The sequence below is a fragment of the Amycolatopsis sp. NPDC004079 genome, assembly GCF_040610415.1.
GTDB lineage: Bacteria > Actinomycetota > Actinomycetes > Mycobacteriales > Pseudonocardiaceae > Amycolatopsis > Amycolatopsis halotolerans.
The window spans coordinates 1-19,142 of the sequence record NZ_JBEXMH010000060.1 but is presented as its reverse complement, the minus strand read 5'-3'; the positions used below and the strand labels follow the sequence as shown (position 1 = coordinate 19,142).

Here is a 19,142-nt window from a genome sequence, read left to right as displayed (position 1 = left end):
CTAGAATCGCCCATATGGTTTTGTCCGATCGGCCTACGCGATGACGACCGCTGAGCCCTTCGCCGGCGCCTCGCTGCGGCACGTGCTCGCGACCCTCGGCGAACCGCTCGTGCGGGTGCTCGTCGCGCCGCGCGGACTGGGCGTTCCGGTGCAGGACGTGGTGATCCTCGATCCCGAGGACCCGCCCGAACCCCACCCCGGCGACCTGGTCCTGGTGATCGGCGCGCGGGGCCGGTCCGCGGCCGCGGCGATCCGGGCGGCCGGACGCGCGGGAGCGGCCGCAGTGGCGGTGAAGGGCGAAGGCGGCACGGACGTCGCGGCCGACGCTGGCGTCGCGCTGCTGACGGTCGGCGCGGAAGCCCGGTGGGAGCAGGTCGAGGCCCTAGCGCGCGGGGTGGTCGACGCGGCCCGGGCGGGCGGCGAGGCGGAAACCGGCGAGGTGCTTGGCGACCTGTTCGCGCTGGCCCAGACGGTCGCGACGCTCACCGGTGGCCTGGTCAGCATTGAGGACACCGCGAGCCGCGTGCTGGCGTATTCAAGAGCCGGCGACGAGGTCGACGAACTGCGGCGGTTGTCGATCTTGGGCCGTGAAGGACCGGAACGGTACCTCGCGATCCTCCGCGAATGGGGCGTCTACCAGCGGTTGCGGGCCGGCGAAGGAATCGTGCGCGTGGACGAACGCCCGGAGCTGGGAATTCGCCGCCGCATCGCCGCCGGAATTCACGCCGGGTCGCAGCCGCTCGGCACGATCTGGGTGCAGGAAGGCGCGCAGCCGCTGACCGAACAAGCCGAGGTCGCCCTGCTCGGCGCGAGCCGAACGCTTGCCCCACAACTGATCCGTGCCCGAACCCTGCCCGATCCGCAACTGCGGCTGCGCGAGGATTTGCTGGCCGGGCTATTGGAAGGACGCGTCGACGCCGAATCTGTCGCGGACGACATCGGCGCCGATCCGGCGCGCCCCGCGCAGGTGTTGGCGTTCACCCTCTCCCGCCAGGAGTCCGCCGCCGCTTCGAACCGGTTGCTGCGCCGGGCCGAACTGGTGCACCTGATCGCCGTGCACACGGCGGCCTACCGGCGGACCGCCCTCGTGAGCGTCCTCGGCGGCCGGGTGTACGCGTTGCTCCCGGATCTGCCGGAACACTCGGATGCCCCCGTGCTCGCGTTGGCGAAGGAAATCGTTGGTGCAGCGCGAAAACACCTCGATGCACCCGTCCGCGCCGCACTCGGCGGAATTGTGCCGCGACTGTCCGACGCGGCATTGTCGCGCGGCGATGCCGACCGAGTGCTGATGGCGATGACGCGCGGTCATTGGCCGTCCGAAGTCGCGTCGCTGGCCGACGTCCGGGCCGATGTGCTGCTGTCGGAAGTGTTGTCCTACTTAGGAGATCAGCCCCGCCTGCGCGATCCCCGGCTCGCTGAACTGCGTGCCCACGACGCCGACCACGGCGACATTCTGGTGCCCGCGGTGCTGGCGTACCTGAACGCTTTCGGCGACGTCCGCACGGCCGCCCGCTCGCTCAACATCCACCCGAACACCGTGCGCTACCGGGTGCGCCGGGCGTCGGAGGTGTCCGGGATCGACCTGACTGATCCAGCTCAGCGGCTGCTCACCGAGTTGTTGCTGCGGCTGTAAAACCGGATGCCGAGGAGGTTCGTGATCGCTAAAGTGCCGTCGTGGACCTCTTCTTCCGCTCCTGGAACGCACTTCAGAACGCCGTGAAATCGCTTGAAGGCGGGCAGTGGCTGGCCCCGTCGGGCTGCACCGGCTGGGTGGTGCAGGACCTGGTGTTCCACCTGGTCATCGACGCGCAGGACATCCTGATCACGCTCGCGACCCCCGCGGAAGGCGAGCCGACGCACACCGCCGCCCAATACTGGGAAATCGGCACCGACCTGCCGACCGGCATGGACGAAGAAGGCCTGTTCACCCGCCGCGCGGCGGTCAGCTACGGCACCACCGCCTGGCTGGCACACCACTTCGACGACCTGGCCCAGGCAGCCGGACGCGCCGCGAGACTGGCGGACCCGGCGTCGAAGGTCGAAACCCGCGACTACGTGCTGACGGTCGCGGACTATTTCGAGACCTACGTCGTGGAGGCCACGCTGCACCACCTGGACCTGGTCCTGCATCTGTCCGGAGTGGACGGTCCAGACGCGGACTGCCTGGCAGCGACCCGCCGGACGGTGGAGACCGCGCTGGGTTCGCCCCTGCCGTCGGCACTGGACGACCGGAGCGCACTCCTGATCGCGACCGGCCGCCGCGCCGCAACCGACGCCGAAAAGGCAGCGCTGGGGTCGTTGGCGGAGAAGTTGCCGATCGTCCTCGGCTAGACCGAAAGCCGTTCCGCCGCAGTCAACTCAGCAAGCGCGGCAAACGATTCGACGCGCGCGGCCGGATCGTAAGTACTGGTGCTAATGAGCAACTCGTCCGCCCCAGTCGCGGTGACCAGGTCATCGAGACGCGCGCCGACCTCGTCCGGAGTGCCGCTGATCTGCCCAGCCAGCGTGTCGTCGAGCCGACGGCGTTCCCGATCAGTCATCGGCAACGCCAAAATCTCGTCCGCGGACGAAAGCGGCGGGAACACGCCATGGCTGCGCGAGTACACAGTGGACCAAGCCTCGGGCACCAGCAGCCGCCGAGCCTCCGCCGCGGTATCCGCCACCGCGACCGCTGTCGACACGACGACATAGGGATCGTCCACATCGGACCGGAACGCTTCGCGGTACCGCGAAATCGCCTCCGCCATCGCACGCTGACCATGCGCAGGAGCGATCACCAGGGGCAACCCCAACGCCGCGGCGAGGTCCGCGCCCGCACCAGTCGCGAGCAGAAACACCGGCACCGACAACCCCTCGGCCGGGATCGCGTGCACCCCGTCGTGCTCGCCACGGAAGAACGCGAGAAGCTCGCGAACCTGGCCGTCAAAGCCGTCGGCCGCGTCCTTGCCCTGCCCGAGCGCGCGCCGCACCGGCTCGATGAACCCGACCGAGCGCCCGATCCCGAGGTCGACCCGCTCCGGGAACAAGGACTCCAGAATCCCGAACTGCTCCGCAACCACGAGCGGCCGATGATTGGGCAACATCACGCCACCGGACCCGACCCGGATACGCGAAGTCGCAGCGGCAACGGCTGATGCGAGCACCGCAGGCGACGACCCGGCGACCCCAGGCACTCCATGGTGTTCGGAGACCCAAAACCGGTGGTAGCCAAGCTCCTCGATGTCACGCGCGAAGGCGACGGTGTCCCGGATCGCCTGCGCGGTCCCCCGCCCTCGCCGCACGGGCGACCGGTCCAGCACGGAAATCGGAACGTCCACGCTCAGGCCAACGCCCTCCGCACGGCCCGAATTCCCGCCCTCCACCGTCCGTGAGGGCCACCTTCACGGACTCTGAGTCCCTCAGGGTTCCCCTCACGACCCGCCGCAGTCCGTGAGGGGCTCCTTCACGGAATCAGATTCCCTCAAGGAGCCCTTCACGGACCACCGCCACTCGCTCGCCGCCGCGATGCGCCCCAATGCCGCATTGGGTGCATCCCACGCACCCAATGCGGCGTTCGGTGCATCCAACGCACCCAATGCCACATTGGGGCGCTAGCCCCGCCCGAAACCGCAGCCGGTGCACCCAACCATCGAGGCACCTACACCACCCCCGCACCCCGATACGAAGCCAAAAACGCGGACGGCGGGTGCTTGTCAAGGCATCTTTCCCGCCTTGACAAGCACTCGCCGTCCGTCGTCACAATCAGCTTCGGGGTGCCCCACGCAACCACTCAAAAGCAATGTCGCCGCCAGGCGACGAGCCGCCCCTACGGCCTCCACCGCTCGCTGTAATCCGGATGCTCCGCATACGGCAACGCCAGCAACCGCAACGTCAAACACCAGTTGGACCCGGCCTCATCCGCGGGCACATGACAGGTCTCGCACCAATACTCACTGCCGTACAACGGAAACCCGGGCACCTTCTCCGACACCGTGGTCCGATGGGCGAGCATGATCCGCCGAGTCGCCTCGATCTCGTTGATCATCTGATTGACCACGTCAAGCTCAAGATCGCCGAGCGAACGGACCCGCTCCTCCAGCCCGACCTTGGCCTCTCCGCGGTTGAGCGGCTCTCCGGCCTTGCCCTTCTGCACCGCCTGCATGATCAGCGCCTGCCGCTGTCCGACGCGCGCGGCGAGGAACGCGATCAGGTCGTCCACGACGTCTCCCTCCTCCGGGTCCCGGCCCCCTCCCGGCCCCGGCAATAGTCGCACCTCGACCCCGGCGCGTTACCATTCAGCAGCGCACTCCATGGTAATCGACCTCGGAAAAATCGGTACGACCTGCGGAAACATCACAGAAATTCCCCGCGATGTTGATCACCCAGAGTGATCACGCCCGGCAATCGGACGATCACGCCTGGTCGGATCGAGCCTTGCTCGGCTGCACCCGCTTCGGTTCGCCGGGCATCTTGGGATAGTCCGGCGGGTAGGGGAGCTCCGCGCCGCCGAGGTCGCGGTCGTCGCGCTCGTACCACTCCAGCAGCGTCTCCAGCCCGAACGCCGTCTCGTCCATCGGCGCGTGCAGGTCGCCGCGCTCGGCGAGGAACTTGGGGACGGTCAGCACGTCGAAATCGTCCGGGTCGACGTCGGTCAGCAAATCCCAGGTCAGCGGCGTCGAGACGGTCGCACGCGGGGTGCCGCGGACCGACCAGGACGACGCGACCGTCCGGTCTCGCGCCGCCTGGTTGTAGTCGAGGAAGACGCGGCCGCCGCGTTCCTCCTTCCACCAGGACACCGTCGCCTTGTCCGGGATCCGCCGTTCGACCTCGCGGCCGAGCGCGATCACCGCGTGCCGCACCGCGATGAAGTCCCATTCCGGGCGGATCCGGACGAGGACGTGCACGCCGCGGCCGCCGGAGGTCTTCGGGTAGCCGGTGAGCCCGGCGTCGGCGAGCACCTCGCGGACCACGCCGGCGACCTCGACCGCGTCGGCGAACCCGGCGCGTTCCGGCGGGTCGACGTCGATCCGCAGTTCGTCCGGATGGTCGACGTCGGACCGGCGCACCGGCCACGGGTGGAAGTCGAAGGTGCCGAGGTTGGCCGCCCAGGCGAACACCGCGGGCTCGGTCGGGCAGACCTCGTCGGCGGTACGGCCGGACGGGAAGGCGATCCGCGCGGTTTCGAGCCAGTCCGGCGCGCCCTTGGGCACGCGCTTGGCGTAGAACCACTCGCCGGTGACGCCGTCGACGTAGCGTTTCAGCGTGGTCGGCCGTTCGCCGATCGCCCGCAGCAACGGGTCGGCCACGGCGAGGTAGTACTCGACGACCTGCCGCTTCGTGATGCCGCGTTCGGGGAAATAGACCTTGTCCGGGCTCGACACCCGGACGGTGCGCTCCCCCACCTGGTATTCGACCGGATCGCCGTTTTTGGCCATGCGGCCACCGTAGCCGCGAGTGCCGTACCGTGGCGGGGTGTCCGGGAGAACCAAGCTGATCGTCGCCCTGGTCGTGCTAGCTCTTCTCGGCGCCGCCGCGCTGTGGCTGCCGATCCCGGGTCCGGCGCAGCTGCGCACCTGGGCCGCGGCGACCGGCTCGATGACTCCGCTGGTGCTCCTCGTGGCCTACTCGTTGCTCACCGTCGCGCCGATTCCGCGCACGGTGTTCAATCTGGCCGCCGGATTGCTCGTCGGGAGCGTCGCGGGAGTGCTGATCGCCTTGGCGGCCACCACGATCGCCGCAGCGCTGGCGTACGGACTGGCCCGGCTGCTCGGCCGGGACCTGATCCTCCGGCACCTCCACCGCGCACCGGTGCGGGCCGTCAACGACCGGCTCTCCGACGGCGGCGTGCTCGCCATCACATCGCTGCGGTTGATCCCGGTCGTCCCGTTTTCGGTGATGAACTACCTGTGCGGCGTTTCGTCCGTGAAACTCCTTTCCTACCTTGCCGGAACGGCGCTCGGCAGCGTCCCCGGGACGATCGCGGTGGTGGTTTTCGCGGACGCGCTGACCGGCGACACGCCGCCCGCTTTGCTGGCCTGCTACGCGGTCTTCGCGGCGCTCGGCGCGGCAGGATTGGTGCGAGTGCTCAGGAAGCGCGTCCCAGCCGCCGAGCCGGAGGCTCCCGTGCCGTCGGCACCGGCTGGCTGACGGCGGGCAGGTACTTCCGACCGCTACACTCGTCCGGGTGCGCGAGGGGCATCCGTGCTGCGCACGAACACGATCACGGGACTTTCGTCAGGAGCGGGCGTCATCGACACCGGGCAGCTGATCGCGGGGCACTACCGCCTCGTCGAGCACATTGGTAGCGGTGCCATGGGCGTGGTGTGGCGCGCCGTCGACGTGCGCCTGGAGCGGTCCGTGGCGATCAAGCAGATCCTGCCGCAGCCGGGCGTCTCCGAGGCAGAACGCGACAACATGCGCCAGCGCGCCATGCGCGAGGCGAAGAACGCCGCCCGCTTCCAGCACCCCAACGCGATCGTCGTGTTCGACGTCGCCGAGCACGGCGGCGACCCGTGCCTGGTGATGGAGTACCTCAACGGCCCGAGCCTGTCCGCGGTGCTGTCCGACCAGGGCACGCTGCCGGTCGGCCAGGTCGCACGGATCGGCGAGCAGGTCGCCGCGGCGCTCGTGGCCGCGCACCGCGCCGGGATCGTGCACCGGGACGTCAAGCCCGGCAACATCCTGATCGACGAAACCGGCACCGCGAAGATCACCGACTTCGGTATCTCCCGCGCGGCTGGCGACATGACGCTCACCCAGACCGGCCTCATCGGCGGCACCCCGGCATACCTCGCGCCGGAGCTGGCCCGCGGCGCCGACCCGGTGCCCAGCTCGGACGTCTTCGCCCTCGGCGCGACGCTGTACCAGGCGATCGAGGGACAGACCCCGTACGGCAATACCACGAACCAGCTCGCGCTGCTGTACGCGGCGGCGAACGGCCAGGTCAACCCGCCGACGCAGGCCGGCCCGGCGACCGCGTTGCTGATGAGCCTGCTGCGCAGCGAGGCTTCCGAGCGGCCGAGCATGGCCGAGGCACGCGAGCGGCTTGCTTCGCTGGCGACCGGGGAACCGGCTGCGCCGCAGCAGCTGCTTTCGGGCAATCGCGGTCCGGGGAGCAACGGGTCTCGCCCGCCGTGGGCGCGTGCAGGTGCCCCGGCGGCTGCTGCCGCGTCCGCGCCGAAGGCTCCGTCGAACCCGCCGCGGACGCCGACTGCGGCGTTCATGCCGATGAACGCACCTTCGCGGCCTGCTCCCCCGCCGAACACGCCGCCGCGTGCGCAGCCCGCGGTGCGGCCTTCGCCTACTGCTGCTGCGCCGAATTACTCCGGTGCCGGGTCGGGCGAGCGGGTTTCGGCCGCTGCGGCGCGGAAGAAGAAGCTGGCGTTCCTCCTCGGCGGGGCTGCGGCTGTTGTCGTGGTGGCGTTGGTGGTGTTCCTGGTGCTGAGCAGCAGTCAGGACAAGGGCGGCAGTTCGTCGAACGCACAGTCGTCGGTGACGAACTCCTCCGCTCCGGCGACTCCGTCGAGCACGCCGAGTTCTTCGGCACCGCCAGCCAAATCCAGCGGCAACGTCGAGTGGAAGCCAGCAGGCGACCGCGTCGTGGACTTCTATTCGGGTGTCGGGACGCCAGGTGCGTGGGCGATGTTGACGCCGTCGGCGCAGGCCGCGTTCGGCGATCAGGCCGCGTTCGCCTCTTACTGGGGCCAGAACGGGCTGTCCTCCTACAAGGGCGCGAGCGTTTACAAACGCCAAAACAACCCAGACGGCTCCGTCGACGTGCAGATCATCCTCACGCCGAAAGGCGGCGCGCCGACGCCGAAGGTCGTCCAGGTCATTTCCACAGACGACGGCACCTTGATGATCAACAGCGATCCCCGCCTCGGAGGCGGCGCGCCCGCTCAGTGACACTCGCCGCAGAGGTGGGTCCGACGGGGCGAATAGCCTACCGTTGAGGCATGGCCGAGAACGGAGCTCTGCCGCCGGGCTGGAATCCTCGGTTCCACGAGGATCTGGTCGGGCTGGATCCGTACGACCCGGATGCCCGTGCGTTCGCCGCTCATCTCGACCGGATGGAGCGCACCGGGCCGACTTTCACCGTCGAGGCGTGCCTGGACCAGGTCGCCGACTTCGCCGAGTCCAGCAACCGCACCGGCGGGCTCCGCTACTGGGTGTCCGCGCTGGTCGTGGTGCTGATCGTGCTGGGGCTGCTGGTCACCGCCTGGGACATCGCGCTGCACACGGTCGCTTTTCTCTCCAGGTAACGTGGGAAGGGTGAAAGGTATGAAACCCGTCGTCGGCACCACTCCCCGCGTGGTGAAGTCCGACCAGGAATGGCGGGAGCAGCTGGGCCCCGAGGAGTACGCGGTGCTCCGGCAAGCCGGCACCGAACGGCCGTTCACCGGCGAGTACACCGACACCAAGACCACCGGCGTGTACGAGTGCCGGGCTTGCGGCGCGGAGCTGTTCCGCAGCGACACGAAGTTCGAAAGCCACTGCGGCTGGCCGTCGTTCTACGACCCGGCGGACACCGACGCGGTGCTGCTGCGCGAGGACCGCACCATGGGCATGCGGCGCATCGAGGTGCTGTGCGCCTCGTGCCACAGCCACCTCGGGCACGTGTTCGAGGGCGAGGGCTACGCCACTCCCACGGACCAGCGCTACTGCATCAACTCGATTTCCCTGAAGCTCGTCGAGGAATCCGGCGACTGACGCCCGGGTCCCCCAAGACCGCCCTTCCCGTCCCGGGGAGGGCGGTTTTTCGTCCGGCGGCAACCCGCGCGGAGCAGGTAGCGTGGATTGTTCATCCGGAGGGGGTCCGTGATGGAGTGGACGATCGAACGCGCGACGCCGGCCGCGCTGATCCTGGTGCTGGCGCTGGTCTGCTGGTGGCTCGGGCTGCGGACCGCCGCCCGGTTGCGCCGCGGCAGGCATCCCGAAACCCGGCTGACGTCCGCGGCGCAGGTCGCGTTGCTGACCAGCGGCCCGATCCGCGTCGCCGAAACGACAGTCGCTTCAATGCTGGAGCGGGAGCAGCTGCGGGCGGATTCCGTGGGACGGCTGTATCGCACGCCGACCGAACCGTCCGACGATCTGAGCCGGGAAGCCGCTGAGCTGGCTGGCACGGGCGTCGGGATCGCGACGGTGCTGCGCGGTCTGGTCTGGGGAGACGCTGTCCGCGAGCTGGTCGACGACCTGACCAAGCGCGGTCTGCTCGTCGACGGCCAGGCGCTGCAACGGGTGTGGAAGTGGACCGCGATCGAAGAAGCAGTGCTGGCGGCAGCCGGGGTGGCGGCGTTCGTCGGCGGGCTCAACGGCTTTGTGCTGATCTCGGTTCTGCTGCCGGGGTGGTTCGCCTTTGCCGCGCTCTCCCGTCGCCGGGCGGCCAGGTGGGTCCGCCCGACCGACGCCGGGCGCGAGACGGTCGAAGCGGCGTGGCCGGACCAGAGCCTGATCAGCGGCTTGACCGGGAACGTCGCGGTCGGCGGGCTTTCGAATCATCCGGATCGCGAGCTGCGGGTCGCGCTGCTCCGCGGGCTCCCGGCGACCCGGCAGGCGCGGGCGGCCGTCGCGGGCACCGGCGTCGCGGGCGGGTTCTCCGGAGCGGCGGGGTACTGGGCCGCCGGGGCTGGCTGCGGATCGGGCTGCGGCGGCGGAGCGGGCTGCGGGTCCGGCTGCGGCGGTTCGGGGTGCGGATCCGGCTGCGGCAGCGGGTGCGGAGGAGGCGGCGGGGGCTGCGGCGGCGGGAACAGCTGAGCCGGGGAACGAATCGGACAGCGGCTGCGTCAGTTCTGCCGACAGCCTCCGGCGACGGTCCGGTTAGGGTTCCGGCAAAGCGGAAAAGAGGGGGAACCGTGGACGAACCGTGGGGCATTTCCGGCCCGCAATTCCTGCTGATCTTCGGCCTGGCGCTAGCCGTCGTGCTGCTGGTGCAGCTGAGCTGGCCGTCGATCGCGCGGAAGCGGCAGCGGGACGCGCCCGCCGTCGTCGAGGCACCGCCGCAGCCGGACGTCTACCAGCTCGCCTACCTGGCCGGCGGCGCGGATCGCACGGTCGACACCGCGATCGCGACCCTGCTGGAACAGGAACTCCTGCGGGTGAGCAGCAAGGGCAAACTGAGCGCGATCGGCAAGCGACCGTCTCGCAAGCGGCTGGAACGCGCGGTGCACGACGCCGCGAAGAGCGGCACCGCGACTGTTGCCATGGTGCGCAAGTCGCCGGTGGTCCGGCCGGAAGTGGAGAAGATCCGCGAGGACCTCGAGCGGCGCGGGCTGATGACCGTCGTCGGCGACGGACTGGACGGCTTCCGCACCGGCGTTGTGGCGGCGTACGCGGCGCTGGTGCTGATCGGCGTCGTCCGCGCGGTCAACGGGGCACAGCTGGACCGGCCGATCGGCGGGTTGATCGGGCTGCTGGTCGTGGCCGGGATCCTGACGTTGATCGCGTTCACGTCCCGAAAGGGCAAGAAAACGTCCCAGGCGACCGACGCCGGCCACGCGGTCGTGGTGCGGGCCCGCGAAGACGCGAAAGCCGCGCAGGAACGGCCTGAGGAGTTCGCCTCCACGAGCCGCAACGGCGGCGGAACGTTGCTCGTCGGGGCCGCGGCGGTGGTCGCGCTCGGCGGGATCGCGCTGTACCCGGACGACGAGATGAGCACGGCGCTGCTCAGCGGCGGCGGAGGCGGCTGGACCGGAGGCGGCGGATCGAGCGGCGGATCGTCGTGCAGCAGTGGTTCCTCGTGCAGCAGCGGGTCTTCGTGCGGCGGAGGCAGCAGTTGCGGCGGCGGGGGCGGCTGCGGCGGATAGACGCAACGAACCGCGCGGTCCGGGCGTCAGCAGGGTATCCGGACCGAGGAGGGAGACGCCGTGCACGAGCCGTGGGGGATCTCCGGCCCGCAGTTCCTGGCAATCTACGGAGCGGCGCTGGCCTTGACGCTGGCGGTGCAGTTGGCCTGGCCGCGAGTCGGGCCGAGAGCGCCCGCGGACGTGCACCGACCGCTCGACGTCTACCAGCTCGCCTATCTCGCAGGCGGGCACCATCGCACGGTCGACACGGCGATCGCGGCGCTGCTGGAGCGCGGGTTGCTGCGGGTCGACACCAGGGGTCAGCTCACCGCTGTCTCCGGAGCGCCGACAGGGCCGGTTGAGCAGGCGGTTTACGCGGCCGTGCGGAAACGGCCGCAGACAACCGCGACGCTGCGCACGGCAGAAGTGGTCTCCACTCCGGTGCGCAGCATTGGGAACGACCTCCGCCAACGCGGTCTGATCACGGCCGCTTCGGCCCGCTTCGCGACGGGTGTGGTTCTCGTCTACGTCGCCGTGCTCCTGGTCGGTCTGGCGCGCTGGGCGAACGGCTCTGCGCTGCACCGGCCGACAGGCGGGCTGGCGGTGCTGCTGGCGGTCACCGCGATTCTCCTGGTACTGGCGGTGACCAGCCGCAAGCGGCCGAAGGTCCAGCTGACCAAGGCCGGGCGAGCGATGGTCGCGGCAGTTCGGACGGACCGGGCGGCCCAGCGGGCACAGGCCGGCGCGCTGCTCGTCGGTGCCGCTTCGCTGGTCGCGCTGGGCGGGTTCGCGGTGTATCCGGACCATGCGACAAGCTTGGCGCTGAAAAGCGGTGCGGGAAGCTCGTCCGGCGGCGGATCGTCCTGCGGCGGTGGCGGCGGATGCGGAGGCGGAGGTGGGTGCGGTGGCTGACCGGCTGGGGATCGGCATCGGCTGGCGGCCGGAACTGGACCTGTCGATCGCGCGGCTGCCGGGCGTCGACTGGGTCGAGGTGGTCGCGGAGAACCTGCACGCCCCGCACCTGCCGGAAAGCCTGCTGGCGCTGAAGGATCGCGGGATGCCGGTGCTGCCGCACGCGGTGTCGCTGTCGCTGGGCGGGGCCGAGCCACTGGACACCGCGCGGGTGGAACACCTGGCCGAGCTGGCCCGGGTCCTCGACGCGCCGCTCGTCAGCGACCACGTGTGCTTCGTCCGCGCGGGCGGGCTCGATTCCGGGCACCTGATGCCGCTGCCGCGCACGCGCGAGGCGCTGGACGTGCTGGTGGACAACGTCCGGCTCGCTCAGTCCATTGTGGACGTACCGCTGGCGCTGGAGAACATCGCCGCGCTGCTGGAATGGCCGGAAAGCGAGCTGTCCGAGGAACAATTCCTCACCGAGCTGACCGAACGGACCGGCTGCCTGCTGATCATCGACGTGGCGAACCTGTACGCGAACGCGCGCAATGTGGGTACCGATCCGGTGGCGTTCCTGGACGGGATTCCGTGGGAGCGGCTGGCTTACGTGCACATGGCCGGCGGCGTGGAGCGCGACGGGGTTTACCACGACACGCACGCGCATCCAGTGCTGCCGGAGGTGCTGGATCTGCTCTCCGAGCTGCGTCGGCGCACAGATCCGCCGGGTGTTCTTTTGGAGCGCGACGACGACTACCCCACCGATTCCGAACTCGCTGCCGAACTGGTCGCGTTGCGGACCGCGGTGACCCTGTGAGCCGGGAAGAACTGGCTGCTCGGCAGGCTGCGTTGCTGGACAGCCTGTTGACCGGAGCCGAAGCACCGTCCGGCTTCGATGCCTCGCGGTTGCGCATCGAGGCCGACGTGCTGCTCGCCAAGCGGCGGCGACTAGTGGCGTACCTGCGACCGGACCTGCCTGAGACGCTCGGCTCGCGGTATCGGCCGTTGTTCGACACCTACGCCGCGGAGCGGCCAAAGACGACTTCGATCCGGGCGCGGGAGTATGCCGACGCGTTCGCGGAGTGGCTGATCGCCCGCGGTGACCTGCCCAAACCCCGGCGCACATGGTTCCGCCGCTGAGCCCGTTCCGGTTTTGTCGGTGGTGCTGGTTACGCTGACGACATGTCTGGTTACGGCAGTGTTGTCCAATCTCTGCCGGACCGGGAGGGAGGGAACCTGTCGTGAACGGATTCTGGGCTGCCTTGAGCCCGATCTATCTCGTCTACGCGGCCACCGCCGTGGGCGTGTTGAGCATTCTGGCCATGGGCAAGAACAAACTGGCCACGCAGGCGTCCGCGCCGGAGTCGGCCGCCGTGCCGCGCGATGCCTACGACGTCGCGTACTTGGCCGACGGGCGGCCTCGGGTGGTGGAAACCGCGATCGCGGCACTGCTCTCGCGCGGCCAGCTGCAGGTCGGGCCGCTGGGCGAGGTCGCCGCCGCCGGTCCGCCACCGGCGTCGCCGCCGGTCGAACAAGCCGTGCACCAGGCGGCTGGTCGAGGTCTGCTGGCGTCGTGGATCGCGCGGACCTCGGCGGTCAAGGCTGCGATACGGACGCTCGAAACCGATCTGGTCCAGCGGCGACTGGTCAGCCGGCGCAGGCCGTTGACGAGCCTCGGGTACACGCTGACCGCGATCGCCGTGGTCGTGCTGGCGATCGGCGTGGCGCGGCTGGTCTACGACGTCGGCCGGTCTCACCTGAACGTCATGGTGCTGCTTGTTTTCATCGAGACCGGGCTGACGCTCTGGCTCTGCCTGGTCGGCAGTCAGCGGATCACCAAGACGTTCGGCGAGCGGACGGTCAAGTCGCTGCCGCCGACGACCGCTGGGGCGACGGTGCTCGCCCAGGCCGAACAGCAGGGTGCTGGGGGCCGTCGTTCAGGACCGGCCGAGCTTGTCGCGTTGGGCGGGCTGGCGGCTTATCCGGACAAGCGGATCGCGGGAGGGCTTATGCCGATTTAGCCGATGTGGCGCGAGCGGCGTTGGCTGGTGGGATTCGCGAGGCTGATGGTGCTCACGCGACCGGCGCGGTGCCTACGGGACTGGCGGTGCTTGCAGATCGGCGCGGTGCTCGCAGGCCGCGACGCTCGCAGGCCGGGGTGCTTGCGGGATCGGCAGCGCTCACGGGAGTGGAGGTACGCACAGGACGGCTGCGCTCATGGAACTGTGTGCGCTTAGGAGACCGTCTGCCCGCGGGACCGGCGCGGTGCCCACCGTCCGGTGGCGCTGACGGGACTGGGCGCGCTCACGAAACCGGTACCGCGCTGACCGGCCGGTGCGCTCGCGGGATCGGCAGCACTCGCAGGACTGGCTGAACGCACGGGACCGGCGCGGCGCTGGCGGGCCAGGGCATCCGCGAACCTGCCTGCGCTCACGAGACCGGCGGTGCCCACCAGGCCGGTGCGGCTCCCACCGTCCGGTGGCAACTCGCGGAGCTGGTTGCGCTCACCGGACTGGCACAGCGCTCACGAAACGGCTGCGCTTGCGGGACCGCCAGCGCTCACGAAACCAGCTGCGCTCACGGGACCGACGGCGCTGGCGAAACCAGCTGTGCTCACGGAACTGGCTGCGGCACAACCGGCGACCACACCGCCGTATCCGCGCCAGGTTTGGGCGACGGGTGGTCCCAGTGCGGCGGCGCGCCCGGCAGTTCTCCGGCCATCCGTACCCGGGTCATCTGGCCGAAGTCGCTGTCGACCGTCTCGAGCACGTCCGTGTAGTCCACTTCGGACGGTGTCGGATCCTTGCGGCCCAAGGAATCCAGCCATCGTCCGGTGCCGGCGAGGGACAGGCGGGCGTGCCAGCTGCCGCCGTCGGTGACCGTGCGGCGGATTGCCGTCATGATCGCGGCGGCGGTCAGCCAGCCGGTCGCGTGGTCGAGTGCTTGTGCGGGCAGCGGAGCGGGAGCGTCGGTGGCGTATTCCTCGGCGATGCCGGACGACATCTGCACGAGGCTGTCGAAGCCGCGGCGGCGGGCCCACGGGCCGGTCCAGCCGTACGCCGAGATGTCCGCGACCACCAGGCCGGGGCGCAGTTCGGCGAGTTGTTCCGGGCCGAGGCCGATCCGGGCCAGCGCGCCGGGGCGGAACGACTGGACGAGGACGTCCGCGCGGGCGATGAGCTTCTTCAGCTTCGCGCGGCCGCCCTCGGTGTCGAGCGCGACGAAGGCGGAGCGTTTGCCCTGGCCGGTGTCCATGGTCAGCATGGGGATCCGCGGCAGGTGCGCGGCACCGACGTGCAGCACGTTCGCGCCGTGCGCGGCCAGCACGCGGCCTGCGACGGGTCCGGCGAGCACGTGCGTCAGTTCCAGCACGCGGACGCCGCCCATCGGGCGGTCCGAGTCGAACAGCGTGCGCTTTGGCGCGTCGCCGATTCGGTCCAGCTCGACCAGGGGCAGTTCCGCGACGGCCTGGCCTTGCGGGTGCGCCAGCCAGTCCTCGCGCGAGCGCATCAACGCCGCCGCGCCGCCCGCGGTCACCACGGCGGATTCGACCTCTGCCATGGATTTCGCGGCCACGGTCTTGGTCACGGCTTCGCGGGTCGCCGGGACGCCGAGCGCCCAGCAGACCGCCGCTTCATGCCGTGGGGTGTTGCAGTGCAGCTTGATCCAGCCGTCGGCGGCGCGGTAGTCGCCGGCGATGGGGCCCCACGGGCTCGGCGCGGGTTCGCCGTCGATGCGCAGCAGTTGCTCACTGCGGAACGCGGCCGCGGCGTGCCGGGTGTCGACCGACACGGTGCCGGGGTCGATGCCGCGCAGGCGCAGCAGTTCGCCTGCGGACAGCGTGGCCGCGGCGATGCTGGCGCTCGCCATGGCGGGGACCCGGAAGTGCCCGGGCAGCACGGATTCGTCGCCGGTCAAGGACACGGCGGGCAGCGGTTCCCCGGCGAGCGACTGCCAGGCCCCGGCTAGTACGTCCTGCACCGGCGGTTACGGCAGAGCCGCGACGAGCTCGGCGGGCGGCACCTTCGTGCCGGTGTAGAACGGGATCTCGACGCGCACGTGGCGACGGGCCTCGGTGTTGCGCAGGTGGCGCATCAGGTCGACGATCCGGTGCAGTTCGTCGGCCTCGAAGGCGAGGATCCACTCGTAGTCGCCGAGCGCGAACGACGCGACGGTGTTGGCGCGCACGTCCGGGTAGTCCCGCGCCTCCTTGCCGTGGTCGGCCAGCATCTTGCGGCGGTCCTCGTCGGGCAGCAGGTACCAGTCGTAGGACCGGACGAACGGGTACACGCAGATGTACTTGCGCGCCTCCTCGCCGGCCAGGAACGCGGGCACGTGGCTCTTGTTGAACTCGGCGGGCCGGTGCAGCGCGGTCTGGCTCCAGACCGGCGTGGACGCGCGGCCGAGCGGCGTGCGCCGGAACCCGGTGTAGGCGGCCTGGACCTGCTCGATCTCCTCGGCGTGCCACCAGATCATGTAGTCCGCGTCGGCACGGAGGCCGGACACGTCGTACACGCCCCGGACGACGACGCCCTTGGCCTCGAGCCCGTCGAGGTACTCGGCCGTCTCGCGGCCCGCGGCGCCGCGGTCCTCCCCCAACTTCCCCGGTTCGATCCGGAAGACCGACCACGTGGTGTAGCGGATCGTGTCGTTGAGTTCGTTGTAATTCAGCCGCGCCATAGCTCCATCCTGGCACTGTCGCCGCGGCGATCGCCACGGGGCTCCGTCACACGAAGAGCTGCTCCGCGATCCGCCGGGCGGCGGCATCGGCCGTGGCCACGCAGGCCGGCAGCCCGACGCCGTGCAGCGCGGCGCCCGCCACGGCCAAGCCTGGGATGTCCGCCACCGCCGTCTCGATCCGCGTCACCCGCTCCAGGTGCCCGGTGCCGTATTGCGGGAGGCCGCCGCCCCAGCGCGTCACCAGGGTGTCGATCGGCTTCGCGGTGACCCCGGCGAGCCGGGCGAGGTCCGCGCGGACCGCCGCGACAAGCGCATCGTCGTCGCCGTTCAACGCGCCGGGCTCGCCGAATCGGCCGACGGAGCCGCGCACCAGCACCGGTCCGGAACCGCCGAGGTGAGCCCACTTGTTCGACGAGAACGTGAACGCCTTGGACGCGTACGGCACGCCTTCCGCGTCCCGCTCCCCCGCGCCGATGAGGATTCCGGACGCCTCGGGCAGTTCAGTGCCCGGCGGGAACGCGAACGCGACGACCGCCATCGACGCCAGTTCGACCGCGCCGAACGCCGTCGAAGCCGCCGGGACCACGCCGTCGAGCAGCTTCCGCGCAGCCGGGGCGGGCACCGCGAGCAGCACCGCGTCCGCGTCGACGGGGCTGTCGGCGGGCGCGTGTGCGGGGGCGGCGGCGCCGAACTCCAGCCGCCAGCCGGACGGCGTCCGCGTCAGCGCGCGGACCGTCGACGAGGTGCGCAGTTCAGCTCCGGACAGCTCCAGCAGCCGATCGAGCAATCCCCGCAGGCCGCCGGTGAGACTGCCGAAAACCGGTGCGGTGCCTGGTGTTTTCGGCAGCAGCGAGGAAGCGGCCTCGGTGAGCGAACCCGCGCCGCCTTCGATTGCGTTGGCCAGGCCGGGCATCGTCGCGCGAAGGCCAAGACCGTCTGCCCCGCCTGCGTACACGCCGCCCAGCAGCGGGTCGACCAGCCGGTCCACCAGCTCGTCGCCGAACCGGGTTCGCAGCAGCGGTCCGAGCGGCACATCGCCGTCGCCCAGCTCGACCGCGCCTAGCGAACGCTCCTTCTCGACCGCGCGCAGTCCGTCGTCAGACAGCACGCCTGCGACCGAATCGGCGGAAGCCGGGACTCCCATCACGGTGCCGGGCGGCAAGCTCTGCACCGAACCGCCCGCGTGGATCTTGGCGCGCGCCTTCGTCGGATGCACCAGGCGATCGGCCAGCCCGACCTCATCGACCAGGGAGACCATCTCGGGCCGCCGGGCGAGGAATGCTTCGGCTCCGACGTCGTAGCTGACTCCGCCGACCTCAGCCGTGCGCAGCTTGCCGCCGATCGCGTCCGTGCTCTCGAAAACAGTGATCGTGACCCGGTCGCCGAGCAGCCGGTGCAACCGGTACGCCGCGGCCAGCCCGGAGATCCCGCCGCCGACGACCGCGACGTGCTTCACAGCGAGTGCACCAGGTCAACGACGCGCTTCAGTACCTCCGGGTCCACGCCCGGCAGGACGCCGTGGCCGAGGTTGAACACGTGCCCGCGAGCGGTGCGGCCCTCCTCGACGATCCGGCGCACCTCGGCCTCCAGGACCGGCCACGACGCGTACAGCAGCGCCGGGTCGAGGTTGCCCTGCACCGAAACCTTGCCGCCGAGCCGGTGGACCGCGACGTCGAGCGGGATCCGCCAGTCGACGCCGACGACGTCCGCGCCCGCCTCGCGCATCGCGCCGAGCAGCTCGCCGGTGCCCACGCCGAAGTGGATCCGCGGCACGTTGTACTCGCCGGCCACGGCCAGCACCCGGGCCGAATGCGGCAGCACGAACTCGCGGTAGTCGCGCTCGGACAGCGCACCGGCCCACGAGTCGAACAGCTGCACCGCGTCCACGCCCGCGTCGAGCTGGGCGCGCAGGAACGTGGCGGCGATGTCGGCGAGGCGCGCGGCGAGGTCGTGCCAGACCTCGGGCTGCGAGTGCATCAGGGCTTTGGTGTGCTCGTGGTTGCGGCTCGGGCCGCCCTCGATCAGGTAGCTGGCCAGCGTGAACGGCGCTCCGGCGAACCCGATCAGCGGCGTTTCGCCGAGCCGGTCCACCAGCAGCCGGACGCCCTCGGCGACCTTCGCCACCTGCTCGGCTTCGAGCTTCGGCAGCGCGCGCACCGCCTCCGCGTCGCGGATCGGCGAGGCCACGACCGGGCCGGTGCCGGGAACGATGTCGATGTCGAGGCCGGCCGCCTTGAGCGGAACCACGATGTCGCTGAACAGGATCGCCGCGTCGACGCCGAGCCTGCGGACCGGCTGCATCGTGATCTCGGCGAGCATCTCCGGGTCGAAGCACGCGTCGAGCATCGGGACACCCTCGCGCAGCGCGCGGTACTCCGGCAGCGAACGGCCGGCCTGGCGCATGAACCACACCGGGACGTGCGCGGGCCGCTCGCCGCGCGCGGCGGCGAGGAAAGCCGAGCCGGGCAGGGCGCGACGGGGCGAAACGGACGGAGCGCCGACGGGCGCGGACGAAACCTGAGGCACGACCCCCATGGTCCCACGCGGGTCCGACAGTCCCGGGCCGCCCCGTGTCCAACGAGCCCGGACGCGGCTGCGGGCGGCCGCGGCTGCCGAGGATCCCGCACGCCTCGGCACCGGATTCGGCATCGCTCGCCTGGCGCGAATGCCGGATTCGTTGCGCATTACGCACCCCAGCGTGGCATTGGGGCTTTCTTGGAGCGGATGCCGTGTCGACGGCGCGGGGTTCTTCCCTGCCCCTGAGTAGGTCCGTGAAGGGCTCCTTGAGGGAATCTGATTCCTGCAAGGAGC

19 protein-coding genes are annotated in these 19,142 nt (G+C 70.6%); 12 read left to right on the top strand and 7 right to left on the bottom strand.

Features of this window, described 5'->3' with window-relative positions:
* Nucleotides 1-40 precede the first annotated feature (40 nt).
* Together ABZX37_RS39285 and ABZX37_RS39280 are read left to right on the top strand one after the other, a co-directional pair.
* On the top strand, nt 41-1,633 hold the full coding sequence (locus tag ABZX37_RS39285; RefSeq protein WP_354748435.1) for a helix-turn-helix domain-containing protein: 1,593 nt from the start codon (nt 41-43) through the stop codon (nt 1,631-1,633).
* 41 nt (nt 1,634-1,674) lie between these two features.
* Nucleotides 1,675-2,331, top strand: coding sequence for a maleylpyruvate isomerase N-terminal domain-containing protein (locus tag ABZX37_RS39280; RefSeq protein ID WP_354748433.1), 657 nt, complete (start codon nt 1,675-1,677; stop codon nt 2,329-2,331).
* On the opposite strand, the gene ABZX37_RS39275 is transcribed toward ABZX37_RS39280, so the two are convergent.
* The 3 genes from ABZX37_RS39275 to ABZX37_RS39265 form a co-directional block, all read right to left on the bottom strand.
* Nucleotides 2,328-3,323, bottom strand: a complete 996-nt coding sequence (locus ABZX37_RS39275) for an MsnO8 family LLM class oxidoreductase (protein ID WP_354748498.1) — start codon at nt 3,321-3,323, stop codon at nt 2,328-2,330. The two genes, ABZX37_RS39280 and ABZX37_RS39275, sit on opposite strands and share 4 nt — an antisense overlap.
* A 482-nt stretch (nt 3,324-3,805) precedes the next feature.
* Nucleotides 3,806-4,198 (bottom strand): DUF6221 family protein, encoded by a 393-nt coding sequence (locus tag ABZX37_RS39270; protein ID WP_116206681.1) that lies wholly within the window; start codon nt 4,196-4,198, stop codon nt 3,806-3,808.
* A gap of 193 nt (nt 4,199-4,391) precedes the next feature.
* Nucleotides 4,392-5,414, bottom strand: a complete 1,023-nt coding sequence (locus ABZX37_RS39265) for a DNA polymerase domain-containing protein (protein WP_354748431.1) — start codon at nt 5,412-5,414, stop codon at nt 4,392-4,394.
* A 37-nt stretch (nt 5,415-5,451) separates the two neighbouring features.
* Between ABZX37_RS39265 and ABZX37_RS39260 the strand changes: the two genes are divergently transcribed.
* The 10 genes from ABZX37_RS39260 to ABZX37_RS39215 all read left to right on the top strand — a co-directional run bounded on the left by ABZX37_RS39260 (nt 5,452) and on the right by ABZX37_RS39215 (nt 13,672).
* Nucleotides 5,452-6,126, top strand: a complete 675-nt coding sequence (locus ABZX37_RS39260) for a TVP38/TMEM64 family protein (protein ID WP_354748429.1) — start codon at nt 5,452-5,454, stop codon at nt 6,124-6,126.
* Nucleotides 6,127-6,243: 117 nt separating this feature from the next.
* A complete protein-coding gene (locus ABZX37_RS39255; protein ID WP_354748496.1) occupies nt 6,244-7,884 on the top strand; it encodes a serine/threonine-protein kinase in 1,641 nt (546 codons plus the stop codon).
* 50 nt (nt 7,885-7,934) lie between these two features.
* A complete protein-coding gene (locus ABZX37_RS39250) occupies nt 7,935-8,240 on the top strand; it encodes a hypothetical protein (RefSeq protein ID WP_354748427.1) in 306 nt (101 codons plus the stop codon).
* 19 nt (nt 8,241-8,259) lie between these two features.
* On the top strand, nt 8,260-8,688 hold the full coding sequence (gene msrB / locus ABZX37_RS39245) for a peptide-methionine (R)-S-oxide reductase MsrB (RefSeq protein WP_354748425.1): 429 nt from the start codon (nt 8,260-8,262) through the stop codon (nt 8,686-8,688).
* 111 nt (nt 8,689-8,799) lie between these two features.
* Nucleotides 8,800-9,732, top strand: coding sequence for a TIGR04222 domain-containing membrane protein (locus tag ABZX37_RS39240; protein WP_354748423.1), 933 nt, complete (start codon nt 8,800-8,802; stop codon nt 9,730-9,732).
* Nucleotides 9,733-9,830: 98 nt separating this feature from the next.
* Nucleotides 9,831-10,781 (top strand): TIGR04222 domain-containing membrane protein, encoded by a 951-nt coding sequence (locus ABZX37_RS39235; protein WP_354748422.1) that lies wholly within the window; start codon nt 9,831-9,833, stop codon nt 10,779-10,781.
* 60 nt (nt 10,782-10,841) lie between these two features.
* Nucleotides 10,842-11,672 (top strand): TIGR04222 domain-containing membrane protein, encoded by an 831-nt coding sequence (locus tag ABZX37_RS39230; protein ID WP_354748420.1) that lies wholly within the window; start codon nt 10,842-10,844, stop codon nt 11,670-11,672.
* Nucleotides 11,665-12,468 (top strand): DUF692 domain-containing protein, encoded by an 804-nt coding sequence (locus tag ABZX37_RS39225; RefSeq protein WP_354748418.1) that lies wholly within the window; start codon nt 11,665-11,667, stop codon nt 12,466-12,468. The genes ABZX37_RS39230 and ABZX37_RS39225 overlap by 8 nt, the downstream gene beginning before the upstream one ends.
* Nucleotides 12,465-12,791, top strand: a complete 327-nt coding sequence (locus ABZX37_RS39220; RefSeq protein WP_354748416.1) for a hypothetical protein — start codon at nt 12,465-12,467, stop codon at nt 12,789-12,791. Before ABZX37_RS39225 ends, ABZX37_RS39220 begins: the two co-directional genes overlap by 4 nt.
* A 101-nt stretch (nt 12,792-12,892) precedes the next feature.
* The gene (locus tag ABZX37_RS39215) at nt 12,893-13,672 is read left to right on the top strand and encodes a TIGR04222 domain-containing membrane protein (RefSeq protein ID WP_354748414.1); all 780 of its coding nucleotides are present in this window, start codon (nt 12,893-12,895) and stop codon (nt 13,670-13,672) included.
* Between the two features lie 592 nt (nt 13,673-14,264).
* Here the strand turns inward: ABZX37_RS39215 and ABZX37_RS39210 are convergent.
* The 4 genes from ABZX37_RS39210 to hemE are packed head-to-tail and all read right to left on the bottom strand — an operon-like array spanning nt 14,265 to nt 18,866.
* A complete protein-coding gene (locus ABZX37_RS39210) occupies nt 14,265-15,632 on the bottom strand; it encodes a CoA transferase (protein WP_354748412.1) in 1,368 nt (455 codons plus the stop codon).
* A gap of 6 nt (nt 15,633-15,638) precedes the next feature.
* Nucleotides 15,639-16,331 carry a hydrogen peroxide-dependent heme synthase gene (hemQ, locus tag ABZX37_RS39205; protein WP_037819061.1) on the bottom strand — a complete coding sequence of 231 codons (693 nt, stop codon included), beginning with the start codon at nt 16,329-16,331 and terminating at the stop codon, nt 15,639-15,641.
* Nucleotides 16,332-16,377: 46 nt separating this feature from the next.
* The gene (gene hemG / locus ABZX37_RS39200) at nt 16,378-17,787 is read right to left on the bottom strand and encodes a protoporphyrinogen oxidase (protein WP_354748410.1); all 1,410 of its coding nucleotides are present in this window, start codon (nt 17,785-17,787) and stop codon (nt 16,378-16,380) included.
* A complete protein-coding gene (gene hemE, locus ABZX37_RS39195) occupies nt 17,784-18,866 on the bottom strand; it encodes a uroporphyrinogen decarboxylase (RefSeq protein ID WP_354748408.1) in 1,083 nt (360 codons plus the stop codon). The genes hemG and hemE overlap by 4 nt, the downstream gene beginning before the upstream one ends.
* Between the last annotated feature and the right edge of the window lie 276 nt (nt 18,867-19,142).

Bases quoted from the DNA above. Each gene is read 5' to 3' on its own strand.
- ABZX37_RS39285 (WP_354748435.1), top strand. From the start codon at position 41: ATGACGACCGCTGAGCCCTTCGCCGGCGCCTCGCTGCGGCACGTGCTC.
- ABZX37_RS39265 (WP_354748431.1), bottom strand. From the start codon at position 5,414: ATGGCCAAAAACGGCGATCCGGTCGAATACCAGGTGGGGGAGCGCACC.
- ABZX37_RS39250 (WP_354748427.1), top strand. From the start codon at position 7,935: ATGGCCGAGAACGGAGCTCTGCCGCCGGGCTGGAATCCTCGGTTCCAC.
- msrB (WP_354748425.1), top strand. From the start codon at position 8,260: ATGAAACCCGTCGTCGGCACCACTCCCCGCGTGGTGAAGTCCGACCAG.
- ABZX37_RS39240 (WP_354748423.1), top strand. From the start codon at position 8,800: ATGGAGTGGACGATCGAACGCGCGACGCCGGCCGCGCTGATCCTGGTG.
- hemQ (WP_037819061.1), bottom strand. From the start codon at position 16,331: ATGGCGCGGCTGAATTACAACGAACTCAACGACACGATCCGCTACACC.
- hemE (WP_354748408.1), bottom strand. From the start codon at position 18,866: ATGGGGGTCGTGCCTCAGGTTTCGTCCGCGCCCGTCGGCGCTCCGTCC.